This window comes from Streptomyces sp. NPDC090106 (assembly GCF_044747265.1).
Lineage (GTDB): Bacteria > Actinomycetota > Actinomycetes > Streptomycetales > Streptomycetaceae > Streptomyces.
Window position 1 is genome coordinate 379,553 of the sequence record NZ_JBIVDS010000007.1, and the last position, 12,152, is coordinate 391,704.

The window sequence follows — 12,152 nt, forward strand, 5'->3', positions numbered from 1 at the left end:
TCAGTCCCGTGCGGTGTCGCGGCGGCAGTACAGGAAGAGGTGGGGTTCCGGGCCGCCGTCGGGGTGGTCGGGGGTGAAGAGGGCGTCATGGCGGGACAGGACCGTCAGGCCGGCCGCCTCGGCCACGGCGGCGAACGCGTCCGGGCCGAAGCTCGTCGCGCGGACCGGGTGGCCCATGAAGGCCAGCTCCAGGTCCTCCACGTCGGCGGGCACGGTGGCCAGCACCAGATGCCCGCCCGGAGCGAGCGCCCCGGCCAGCCGGCGCAGCAGGGCGGACTGCTCGGCGCGCGTCATCTGGAGCAGTGAGAAGAACACGCACACCCCGTCGAACGACCCCGGTTCCAGAGGGAGTTCACGGATGTCGGCCTGCCGGAACTCGGCCCCGGGGACCTGACGCGACGCGAGGGCGACCATGACGGGCGACACGTCGACGCCCAGCACCTCGTGGCCCGCCGCGACGAGCGTGGCCGCGGTCGGCCGCCCCGTGCCGCAGCCCACGTCCAGCGTCCGCGCGCCGGGCGGCAGCCGCTCGATCAGCCACTCCAGCGCGGACAGATGCGCGGGAGCGTGCGCGAACGCCTTCTCGTAGTCGGCGCCCAGCGCGTTGAACAGCACTGCGGCGGGCGGTCGTCGGTCCTCGTGCGCCACGTCGGTGTCCCCTCGTTCGCCGGCCCGCATCCTCGCACCGACGGGACGTGCGCCACAACGGCGGCCGGTGCGCGCCCACAAGGGCCCCACAGGGGAGAATGGGACGGTGGCCCGGGGAACACCCCTTCGACCACCCCTATGACCGACCCTTGTGGAGGAGCCGGGAGATGCAGGACGCGCGAGCAGGACAGGTCGCCGGACCCGAGGACCTCATCGATGTGGCCCGCCTGGTCACGGCGTACTACGCGCTGCACCCGGACCCGGCCGAGCCGGGCCAGCGGGTGGCGTTCGGCACCTCGGGCCACCGCGGCTCGTCCCTGGCCGTGGCGTTCAACGAGGACCACATCGCCGCCACCAGCCAGGCCATCTGCGAGTACCGCACCGCGCAGGGCACCGACGGCCCCCTCTTCCTCGGCGCCGACACGCACGCCCTGTCCGAGCCCGCGCGGATCACGGCCCTGGAGGTCTTCGCCGCCAACGACGTGACGGTCCTCATCGACCAGACCGACGGCTACACGCCCACCCCCGCGGTCTCGCTCGCCATCCTCACCCACAACCGGGGACGCGCCTCGGGCCTCGCCGACGGCGTCGTGGTCACGCCCTCGCACAACCCGCCCGCCGACGGCGGATTCAAGTACAACCCGCCGAGCGGCGGCCCGGCCGGCTCCGACGCGACCTCCTGGATCCAGGACCGCGCCAACGAGATCATCGCCGGCGGCCTCAAGGACGTACGGCGCATCCCCTACGCCCGCGCGCTGACCGCCCCCGGCACCGGCCGCTACGATTTCCTCGGCACGTACGTGGCGGACCTGCCGAACGTGCTGGACCTGGCGGCGATCCGGTCCGCGGGCGTCCGCATCGGCGCCGACCCGCTGGGCGGCGCCTCCGTCGACTACTGGGGCCGCATCGGCGAACAGCACGGCCTCGACCTGACGGTCGTGAACCCGCTCACCGACCCCACCTGGCGGTTCATGACGCTGGACTGGGACGGCAAGATCCGTATGGACTGCTCCTCCCCGTACGCCATGGCCTCGCTGATCTCGCAGCGCGACCGGTACGACATCGCCACCGGCAACGACGCGGACGCCGACCGGCACGGCATCGTCACCCCCGACGGGGGCCTGATGAACCCGAACCACTACCTCGCCGTCGCGATCTCGTACCTGTTCGCGCACCGTGACCAGTGGCCCGCGGATGCCGGGATCGGCAAGACCCTGGTGTCGTCGAGCATGATCGACCGGGTCGCGGCGGACGTCGGCCGGCCGCTGGTGGAGGTCCCGGTCGGCTTCAAGTGGTTCGTCGACGGACTGTCCGGCGGCGGCCTCGGCTTCGGCGGCGAGGAGTCGGCCGGCGCGTCCTTCCTGCGCCGCGACGGCTCGGTGTGGACCACCGACAAGGACGGCATCCTGCTGGCCCTGCTCGCTTCCGAGATCACGGCCGTCACCGGCCGGACGCCCTCGCAGCACTACAGCGCGCTGACGGACCGCTTCGGCGCACCCGCCTACGCCCGGGTCGACGCGCCCGCCTCCCGTGAGGAGAAGGCGCTGCTCGCCAAGCTGTCGCCGAGCCAGGTCACCGCCGACACCCTCGCCGGTGAGCCCGTCACCACCGTCCTCACCGAGGCCCCCGGCAACGGCGCGGCCCTCGGCGGCATCAAGGTCGCCACCGCCAACGCCTGGTTCGCCGCCCGGCCCTCGGGCACGGAGGACGTCTACAAGATCTACGCCGAGTCGTTCAACGGCCCGGAGCACCTGGGGCGGATCCAGGAGGAGGCGCGGTCCGTGGTGCTCGCCGCGCTCAACGCCTGACGGCAGGCAGAAGCAAGGAGGCGATCGTGCGCGGACGGGTCAAAGGGCTGCTCGCGGGTGTCGTGATCGTGGTCTGCATGGGCCTCGTCGGCGGCCCCGGCGGATCGGGCGGCCCTCTCTTCGGCCGGTCGACACCCGTCGACGCCGTCGGCGAGGTCGTACCGAACCGGGTCATGACCTGGAACATGTGCAACCCCTGTGACCTGAGCAACGCCGACCGGGCGGGGGAGATCGCCTCCTACGCGCCCCAGGTCATCGGCCTCCAGGAGGCGTGCTCCAGCGACGTGGAGAAGATCCGCGACTATCTGGAGCGCCTGTACGGCCTCGACTACCACGTCGAGTACGGGGCGGTGCTGCGCAACTGGAGCCGCTGCGGGGGAGCGCCGTGGCGGCCCGGCGGATACGGCCAGGCGATCCTCTCGGCGGCGCCGATGACCGGCCGCGTCAACGTGGAGTACCCCGACGGGGGTTCGGAGGACCGCGGGTACATGGCGGTCACCACGACCGTGGCCGGCCGGTCCGTGCGCGTCTTCAACACCCACCTCGCCGAGCGGCGCCAGGAACCGGTCCGGGCCGCCCAGACGCGAGTCCTGGCCCCGGTCGTCGCCCGGTACGACCGCACGATCGTCCTCGGCGACTTCAACGCGGTCCCGGACGCCGCCGAACTCGCCGACATGTGGGACGTGGCCGTCGACGCGGACCCCGACTGCCACCCCGCGCCCGCCGCGGGCTGCGCGACGACCACCGACTGGCAGGCCAAGTTCGACTACGTCTTCCTGCGCGGCTTCACCGCGGTCGACCAGAAGGTGCACCCGACCGAGTACTCCGACCACAACCTCGTCCAGGCCGACCTGGAACCGAGCGGGACGCGGTAGCGGCGGCCGTCCCGGTTTCCGAATTGACGGTCAAAGGACTGGCGCGGAACGGGAGATGGGGCGAAGGTCACAGAAGCGTATCGGGCATTTAACGCTTCGATCTTCACGGAAGACTCACAAGTTGGCTAAGTTGGCGTCTACACGCACGACTTCCTCGGAAGAACAGGTCGCTCGTGTGTCCCGTACGGAAGGAGCACGTTCCCATGGCGCCGGAACGAACGTCGCGCACCGGAGCGAACAGCCTCCCGGGCAAGGGCAATTCCTCGGCCGCTGACTCCCTCGCAGCCGAGGGGCCGAGCCGTGACGAGGTCCGTCGGAGGGTCAACCGGCTCTACGACAGGGCCGAGGACGACACGGGCACCTTCAACGCGACGCGCGCGGGCTCGATCCCCCGTCAGCGCGGCGGAGCCGGCGGTGGCCGGTCCCAGGGCGGTGACGGCGATCTGGAAGCGCTGACCCGGCAGTGGTTCAACGTGGCCCGGGCCAAGCTCGGTCCGACCGTCCCGGTGTCCCGGCCGGGCCGTGAGCCGTCGTTCCGTCCGCCGCAGCCGCGGCGTTCCGCCGAGCCCCTCGCCCTCGAAGCGCCCAAGGCGGCCCGGGGGTCCTCGGGCGGCGGCGCGCCGCTGGAGCTGACCGCGGGCCCGGCCGCGCCGATGGCCGCAGCAGCCCCCATGACCGCCGCCGCCCCTCTGGCCGCCGCCATGCCGATGGCGGAGACCGCCTACCTTCCCGAACTGCCCGCCGCTCCGGCCCCGTCGGGCCCGCCGCCTGTTCAGGAGCAGTTCGCCGCGCCCGCGCCCGCCGTCCCGGACGGCACGTTCGGCTCCGGAGATCCTCTCTGGAACACGGGCCCGCAGCAGGTGGTCACCGCACCCGCGCCCGAGCCCGTTCCCTCGGCCATGGACGGCACGTTCGGTGATGGCCAGCGCCTGTGGGACTCGGGACCCCAGCCCGTCCTGCGGGACAACGAGCCGGAGTATCTCCAGCCCCAGGTCATGACCCAGGCGATGCCCCAGGTGATGCCGCAGGCAATGTCTCAGACGATGACTCAGGCCATGCCCCAGGCCGCTCCGGCCCCGATGATGCCCGCCCCCGCCCTCGTCCCGGAGCCCTCGATCTCTCTGCCCGCCCCGGGGCTGCCCGATCCCGGATTCCCGGCGAACGGCATGACGACGTACGGCGCCGGGTCGATGGCACCCATGCCCGCCCCGGCCGCCGCTCCGGCACCCGCCCCTGTCGCGGCCCCCGCGCCCGCCCCGTACGCCACCGGGACCGGGTGGACGACCGACCCGACCCCGTCCTACGGTGCCGGGCTGCCCACCGACCCGACCCCCTCCTACGGTGCCGGGCTGCCCGCCGCCCCGGCGCCCGCTCCCGCCCCCCAGCCGGTCGCCGCCGCCCCGGCGCCCGCCCCCTGGGTCGCGTCCCCCCAGCCCGGAGGCGCGGCGCACGGCACCAAGGGCGAGCGGGTGGTCGCGTTCGCGCGCGAGCAGATCGGACGGCCCTGCGTGTGGGGCGCGTCCGGACCGGGCTCCTACGACGCTCCCGGGCTCACCCAGGCCGCCTGGAAGATGGCCGGGGTCACCCTGCCGAGGACGTCCGTCGCCCAGTCGGCGATCGGAACGCCCGTGGCCCTGGCGGAGGTTCGGCCGGGAGACCTGATCTTCTTCCTGGACGACCTCGGCCATGTCGGCGTCTGGGCCGGCAACGGCGTGATGATCCACGCGCCGGGGCCGGGAGCGGCGGTCCGTGAGGAGTCGGTGTTCTTCGCGGGCGAGGCTGCCATCAGGGGTGCGGTGCGCCCGGCCTGACACCACGTCACCGAAGTCCCCGCCGGGTGCAACCGGAGCGGCCCGTGCCGCCGTCCGAAACCGTAACTAGGTATTCCCGCAAGGGGAGTTGGCGCCTGTTGCGGATGCGCCAGACTGCCTTGCAGGGTACGGGGGGTCGGAGGGGAGTCGGGCATGGCCGGGTGGAGACCAGTCTTAGGTGTGGCGGCGGGGACGCTGTTGCTGGTGGGGTGCACGAGCGAGTCGGGCGGTGACGGCCCGGCGGCGGGGGAGTCGAAGAAGGAGCCGAGTCCGAGCACCGGCGCCTCGGCGTCGGCGTCCGCGGCGGGCGACGACCCGTACACGCTTGCGGAGGACCGGGCGCCGGGAACGCGCCGGGAGGCGGTCGCCTTCGTGCGGGAACTCGACGTGCGGCCCGACTACTTCGGTGCCGGATACCGCAAGCGCGAACCCTTCGAGAGCGATCCGGCCGAGTGGGCCGTCCTCGGCGAGGACTGTCTGTGGCGGCGCGAGCCGCTGGCCGGCACCGCGCTGGCGAGCCTCACCCGATCCTTCGAACTGCCGGAACAGGGCGGCAAGGGGCCGGTGTACGTCTCGGTGACCGTCACCGTGCACGAGGACGTCGCCGCCGCGCGGCGCGACATGGCGGGCGCGCTGGAGTCGGCGCTGCGCTGCCCCGAACAGCGCCTGAACGCCACGGACGTGGTCAGCGGCCTGTTCTCCCGGGTCGACGCGTACACCGACGCGCGGAGCGTGGTCGCCGAGGACGACCTGGCCGAGGTGGGGGAGTGGCGGGCCGACGGCGCGGCCAAGGGGCACCCCTTCGACTGGTACAAGTACCGGGTCGGTCCGGTCACCGTGGCCGGGACGGCCCGGCACGGCGCGGGCCGCACCGAGGACGAGGACAACGCCGTCAGCAGCGACCTCGCCCAGGGCGTGGGCTTCGTCGCCGCCGACATCGACCGCTGGGGGACGGAGCGGTGAGCGAAGCACTGTGGTCCTCCGACCCGTCCCGCATCGCGGGGTTCCGGCTGCTGCGCCGACTGGGCGCGGGCGGCATGGGCGTCGTCTACCTCGGGCGCACCGACGCGGGCGCGCTCGCCGCCGTCAAGGTGATCCGCGGCGAAGGGGCCTCCGACGCCGACTTCCAGGCCCGGTTCGCCCGCGAGGTGGACCTGGCGCGGCGGGTGGAGAGCCCCTGGGTGGTGCCCGTCCTCGACGCGGACGCCGAGGCCCGTGAACCCTGGCTCGCCACCGCGTTCGTCCCCGGTCCCTCCGTCGCCGAGGCGGTCTCCGCGCACGGCCCGCTGCCCCCGGGCGCGGTCCGGGTGCTGGGCGGGCTGCTGGCCCAGGCGCTGGACGCCGTGCACAGCGCCGGGCTGGTGCACCGGGACGTCAAGCCGGGCAACGTCCTGCTCGCGCTGGACGGGCCCCGGCTCATCGACTTCGGCATCGCGCGCGCCGCCGACGACACGGCCCTGACCGCGTCCGGCATGGTCGTCGGCACCCCCGGGTTCCTCGCGCCGGAACAGGCGCAGGGCCGTCCCGCCGAGTCCGCGAGCGACGTCTTCGCCCTCGGCTGCGTGCTGGCGTACGCCTCGACCGGCGTTCCGCCCTTCGGCACCGGAACCCCGGACGCCCTGCTGTACCGCACGGTCCATGACGAGCCCGAACTCGGTTCCATGGACGGCGAGTTGCTGGCCCTGACGGAACGCTGCCTGGCCAAGGAGCCCGAGGCGCGGCCCACCGCCGACGAGATGCGCGCCGCACTCGCCGGGGACGCCCCGGACGGCTCCGGCGGCTGGCTCCCCGACCCGGTCGCCCGCATGGTCGCCCTGCGGTCCGCCGAGAGCCTCGCGCTGCCCGACATCGAGCCCACGGAGGTCGGCAAACCCGACGAGCGGGAGATGCGGGACGCCCCGACGCGGCACCTCGGGCGACGCCGGCTGCTGCTGCTCTCCGGCGGCGCGCTGCTCCTCGCGGGCGCCGGGGCCGGGGCCGCCGTCTGGGCGACGGGCGACGACGAGAAACCGTCCGCCCCCGGGCGCCCCGTCCACGTCCTCGGCGTGCACGCCTCCGACACCGAGGCCGACAGCGCCGTCAGCCGTTCCGCCGAGCGCGCGGCCCGGCTCGCGGTCGCCCAGCACAACGCCTCGGCCAAGCGCGCCTACGACCTCAAGGTGAAGGTCCTGTCCGACCGCGGCGACGTCGACACCGCCCGGCAGGTGGCCCGGGAGTTCACCGCCGACCGTGCCGTCGTCGCCGTGCTGGGACCCGTCGGCGAGATCCCGATGCGGGCCGCCGCGACCGTCTACGGCGAGGCCGGGCTGACCCACATGTCCAGCACCACGGGCCAGCAGGACTACTTCGTTACCTCGCCCACGACCTCCTTCCAGAGCGCCTCCCCGCACATCGCCATCGGCACCTGGGTGGCCTTCCACGCCTACGCCACCCAGCAGGTGGGACGCACCGGCGTGGTGATCGACCGGGCGGGCGGCTCCGTCGTCCAGGACCAGGGCACCTCCCTGGTCAACGGCCTGCGGCGGATCGGCGTCGAGGTCGTCCCCGCCGTCGTCGCCGAAGACACCGACGACGGCCCGCGCGCGGTCCGCGACCTGCTCGCCGAGGGCGTCGACGCCTTCGCCTACATGGGCACCCTGGAGGCCACCGTCCGCGCCGCGCGGGACCTCGCCGCGGCCGGCTTCACCGGGCCGCGCTGGATGCAGCACCAGCTCTACGGCTCGGACTTCCCCCGGCTCGCGGGCGACGCCGGCGAGGGCTGGTACGCCGTGACGGCGGCCGTCGACCCCTCCGTCCTGACGACGAAGCCCGCCAAGGACTTCACCGCCGCCTGGCGGGCACGCTACGACGCCGTCCCGGAGCCGTACGCCACCGAGGCGTACGACAGCGCGCGGATGCTGCTCACCGAGTTCGCCCGCACCGTCCCGGCCGGAGGGGGCCGCCCAGCGCGGACGGCCCTCGCGGAGCGGCTGGCGAAGGTGAAGTACCAGGGCGTCGCGCGGACTTACGTCTTCGGCGACTATCACCAGTACGACAACAGTGGTGAGGGCTGGACGGAGCAGACGTTCGTCCACCAGGTCCGCGACGGGCGCTTCCGGCAGCTCGGATCGCTCGCGGACCTGGTCAGACAGGCGCAGGCGGAGGGCAGTTGAGGCGCGAGGGGAACGGCGCGGCGTGATCGGGGAACGGGTGCGCCGGACCGGGGGACGGGTGGGCGGCTGACATGGAACGGCTTCTGCCCTCCGACCCGTCCGCGATCGGCGGCCACCGCCTGGCCGGGCGGCTCGGCGCGGGCGGCATGGGCGTGGTCTACCTCGCCCGGTCGCCGCACGGCGCGTGGTGCGCACTGAAGGTGATCCGCGCCGAATACGCCGCCGACCCCGGCTTCCGCGCCCGCTTCCGCCGCGAGGCGGAGCTCGCGGGACGGCTCACCGGCCGGTGGACGGTGCCGGTCGTCGCCGCCGACGCCGACGCCCGCTCCCCGTGGCTGGCCACGGCGTATGTGCCCGGCCCGTCGCTCGCCGAGGCCGTCGCGCTCCAAGGGCCCTGGCCCGAGGCGCAGGTGCGCGGTCTGGGCGGTGTGCTCGCCGAGGCGCTGGAGGAGGTGCATGCCGCCGGGCTGGTCCACCGGGACGTCAAACCGGCGAACGTGCTCCTCGCCGCCGACGGCCCCCGCCTGATCGACTTCGGGATCGCGCGGGCCGTCGGCGCGACCGCGCTCACCGCGGACGGCACCGTCGTCGGCTCACCCGGCTATCTCTCGCCCGAGCAGGCGCGCGGGCGCACCGTGGGACCCTCGAGCGACGTGTTCTCCCTCGGCTGCGTCCTCGCCCTCACGGCGACCGGCCGCGCCCCGTTCGGCACCGGGGGCGCCGCGGCCGTCCTGTACCGCACCGTGCACGGCGAACCGGACCTGGACGGCGTACCGGACCGCCTCGACGACCTCGTACGGCGCTGTCTGGCGAAGGAGCCGGAGGGGCGCCCCGGACTGCCTGAACTCCGTTCCGTGCTGGGCGCGTTCACCCCCGACGGCTGGCTGCCCGAAGGGCTTCCCGCGCTGGTCGCCTCGCGCGCCGCCCGGGTGCTCGACCTGCCGGTGCCCGAACCGACCCTGCTCGTCGCACCGCCGGGCCCGGACGAGCCGGAGGACCGACCGCCGCTCACCCGACGGAGGGTGCTCGTCGCGGGCAGCGCGCTCGGGGTCACCGCCGTGACCGGGGCGGGGGTGTGGTGGCGGTGGGGCAGGAACAAGGCGTCCGCGGGAGCGGGTCCGACCCCGCGCCCCCGGCATGTCGTCGCCCTGCTCGGCACACCCGACGACCCCTACTACCCGGCGCAGGAGCGCGCCGCACGGCTCGCCGTCGAACAGCACGCGCAGGACCCGGCACGCACCCTCGACCTCACCCTGCGCACCGCCGACGACCGGGGGACCGCCGCGGGCGCCCTCGCGGCGGCCACCCGGCTGGCCGCCGACCCGGACGTGTCCGTGGTGATCGCCGTCGGTGGCGACGCACCCGTCCTCGCGGCCCTGGAACCCTGCACGAAGGCCCGCCTCACGCTGCTCATCACCCGCGCCGACAGCGAGGAGCTCAACGCCCTCAACGTCACCAGCGGACTCCTGCTGCGCTCCACCAAGACCCTCGGCCCGCACGCGGTCCTGCGCTATCTGAACCGGGTCGTCCGACCCGAGCGCACGGTGATCGTCCACGACCGGGCCACGGAGGCCGACAGCCTGCCCACCGTCCGGATCGCCACCACCCACGGCAAGCTCGACAGCGACACGGAGGTCCAGGACGCCGCCGCGGACGACGGCTTCACCGCGCTCGCCCGCCACATCGCCGCCCGCCCCCGCGACGCCGTCCTCTTCGCCGGGGTACGCCCCGACCGTGCCGCCGCCCTCGCCTCCGCGCTGCGGGACGCGGGCCATCAGGGCGCCCGGGTCGCGGGCGAACACATCCTCGACGCGGCTTTCCTCGCGGTCGGCGAGGGATGGCGGATCGGCACGAGCTACACCGACGCGGACGAGGACCCCAGGACCGAGAAGTTCGCCGCCGCGTTCCGGGCCCGCCACCGCACCGCGCCCACCCCCTGGGCCGCCGAGGCGTACGACGCGGTCCGCTTCGCCGCCCACGGCCTCGCCTCCGTCGGCGACGACGGCCGGTCCGCCCTGCGCTCGGAACTGCTGCGCGCCCCCTGGCAGGGCATCACCCGGCGGATCGGGTTCGACGCCGCCTCCCAGTACTTCCAGGTCGAGGACGACAGCGGCGGATTCCTGTACCGGGTGACCGGGGGAGCCGTCCGTTTCGTGACACGCTCCGACGACATCGGCCGAACGCCGGAGTGACCGAACGCCGGAGTGACCGAACGCCGACCGCAGGAGGGGCACATGAGGATCGTCGTGACAGGGGCGTCCGGTTTCCTGGGAACCCTGCTCGTCGAGGAGCTCCTGCGGACCCGGACCTGCGCGGGGGCCCCGGTCACCGGGCTGGTGCTCGTCGACCGTGTCCTCCCGGCGCACGGCGCGGACCCCGTCGTACGGACGGTGACCGGCGATCTCGCCGACGTCCTCGCCGACGTGTTCGCGGAGCCGGTGGACCTGGTGTTCCACCTCGCGGCGGCGGTCTCCGCCGAGTGCGAGGCCGACTTCGACCTCGGGATGCGCGCCAACGCGGACACCACCCGCGCCCTTCTCCAGACGGCCCGGGAACAGGCGCGGGGCGGCGGGCCGGTGGTGCGGGCCGTGTTCACCAGCAGCATCGCCGTCTACGGCCGCGCCCCGGGCGGGGAACCCGGGCCGCCGGTGAGCGAGACGACCCTGCCGGCCCCGCGATCCAGCTACGGCACCCAGAAGCTGATGTGCGAGCATCTCGTCGCCGACATGACCCGCCGCGGCTTCGTCGACGGACGCGTCGCCCGCCTGATGACCGTCGTGGTGCGGCCGGGCCGCCCCAACGCCGCCGCGTCCGGGTTCCTCTCCGCCATCGTCCGTGAACCCCTCGCCGGACGGCCGGCCCTGTGCCCCGTCGCACCGGACCTGACCGTCGCCCTGGCGTCGCCGCGGACCACGGTCCAGGCCCTGCTGCGCATCGCGGGAGCCGGACACGGCAGCGGGCCGGGCCTGATCGAGGGGGCGGAGCCGGTCAACGTGCCCGCCCTGACCGTCTCGGTCGCGCACATGCTCGCCACGCTCCGGAAGGTGGCGGGCGCCGCGACCGCCGACCTGGTGACCGTGGCACCCGATCCGGCCGTCGAGGCGATCGTCGGATCGTGGCCCGCCGACTTCGACGGCCGGCGCGCCGCGGCCCTGGGCCTGCTGCCCGACGCCGACTTCGAGGCGGTCGTCCGGGCCTATCTTGCGGATCACCCCGAGGCGGTGGCGGGCCCGCCGGGTGCAGGCCCCCGATGACGGGGAGGGGACCCCGCCGTCGGCGAACCGCGTCCGCCGTACTCCTCACCCGGTCGCGGCGAGCGCCTGCGTCCGTCCGCCCAGTGCGGCCGAGAACCGGTCGGTGACCTCCTCCAGCGCCTCGGCGGCGGCAGCGGCGACCGGCAGCGAGGTGTCCTCCGCCGCGATGTCCCGGTCGAGGGTGAACCAGCCGGGCACGATGTGCGCCGCGCCCATGGAACTGAGCACCGGGCGCAGGGCGTAGTCGATGGCCAGCACATGGGCGGTGCTGCCGCCCGTCGCCAGCGGCAGCACCGTCTTGCCGGTGAGGGCGTACTGCGGGAGCAGGTCCAGCAGCGACTTGAGCAGCCCCGAGTAGGCGGCCTTGTAGACCGGCGTGCCGATCACCACGCCGTCCGCCCGCGCGAACAGCTCGGTGGCGGCGACGATCGCCGGATGCGCGAAGTCCGCGCCGAGCAGGGCTTCGGGAGGCAGGGTGCGGACCTCCAGCGGGATCACTTCGTGCCCCTGCCGGCGCAGCCGGTCGTCCAGGTGGCGCAGCAGACGGGTGGTGCGGGAGGTGGGGGAGGGGCTTCCGGAGACGGACAGGACGACGGCCATGCGG

Annotated in this window: 9 protein-coding genes; 7 read left to right on the forward strand and 2 right to left on the reverse strand. The window is 74.4% G+C overall.

Features of this window, described 5'->3' with window-relative positions; all coding sequences use genetic code 11:
- The gene (locus ACIPSE_RS24320; RefSeq protein WP_401665649.1) at positions 1-678 is read right to left on the reverse strand and encodes a class I SAM-dependent methyltransferase; all 678 of its coding nucleotides are present in this window, start codon (positions 676-678) and stop codon (positions 1-3) included.
- Positions 679-815: 137 nt separating this feature from the next.
- Here ACIPSE_RS24320 and pgm point away from each other — a divergent pair, with 137 nt between their 5' ends.
- The 7 genes from pgm to denD all read left to right on the forward strand — a co-directional run bounded on the left by pgm (position 816) and on the right by denD (position 11,548).
- Positions 816-2,456, forward strand: a complete 1,641-nt coding sequence (gene pgm, locus ACIPSE_RS24325; RefSeq protein WP_401665652.1) for a phosphoglucomutase (alpha-D-glucose-1,6-bisphosphate-dependent) — start codon at positions 816-818, stop codon at positions 2,454-2,456.
- Positions 2,457-2,479: 23 nt separating this feature from the next.
- Positions 2,480-3,331, forward strand: a complete 852-nt coding sequence (locus ACIPSE_RS24330; RefSeq protein ID WP_401666089.1) for an endonuclease/exonuclease/phosphatase family protein — start codon at positions 2,480-2,482, stop codon at positions 3,329-3,331.
- 203 nt (positions 3,332-3,534) lie between these two features.
- The gene (locus ACIPSE_RS24335) at positions 3,535-5,142 is read left to right on the forward strand and encodes a C40 family peptidase (RefSeq protein ID WP_401665655.1); all 1,608 of its coding nucleotides are present in this window, start codon (positions 3,535-3,537) and stop codon (positions 5,140-5,142) included.
- 204 nt (positions 5,143-5,346) lie between these two features.
- Positions 5,347-6,105: a hypothetical protein gene (locus ACIPSE_RS24340; protein WP_401665658.1), complete on the forward strand. Its 759-nt coding sequence runs from the start codon at positions 5,347-5,349 to the stop codon at positions 6,103-6,105.
- Positions 6,102-8,294, forward strand: a complete 2,193-nt coding sequence (locus ACIPSE_RS24345; RefSeq protein ID WP_401665660.1) for a bifunctional serine/threonine-protein kinase/ABC transporter substrate-binding protein — start codon at positions 6,102-6,104, stop codon at positions 8,292-8,294. Before ACIPSE_RS24340 ends, ACIPSE_RS24345 begins: the two co-directional genes overlap by 4 nt.
- A 71-nt stretch (positions 8,295-8,365) precedes the next feature.
- The gene (locus ACIPSE_RS24350) at positions 8,366-10,486 is read left to right on the forward strand and encodes a bifunctional serine/threonine-protein kinase/ABC transporter substrate-binding protein (protein WP_401665663.1); all 2,121 of its coding nucleotides are present in this window, start codon (positions 8,366-8,368) and stop codon (positions 10,484-10,486) included.
- Positions 10,487-10,528: 42 nt separating this feature from the next.
- Positions 10,529-11,548, forward strand: coding sequence for a D-erythronate dehydrogenase (gene denD / locus ACIPSE_RS24355; protein WP_401665666.1), 1,020 nt, complete (start codon positions 10,529-10,531; stop codon positions 11,546-11,548).
- Positions 11,549-11,593: 45 nt separating this feature from the next.
- Here the strand turns inward: denD and ssuE are convergent, their stop codons facing one another.
- Positions 11,594-12,148: an NADPH-dependent FMN reductase gene (gene ssuE, locus ACIPSE_RS24360; RefSeq protein WP_401665669.1), complete on the reverse strand. Its 555-nt coding sequence runs from the start codon at positions 12,146-12,148 to the stop codon at positions 11,594-11,596.
- Positions 12,149-12,152 lie beyond the last annotated feature (4 nt).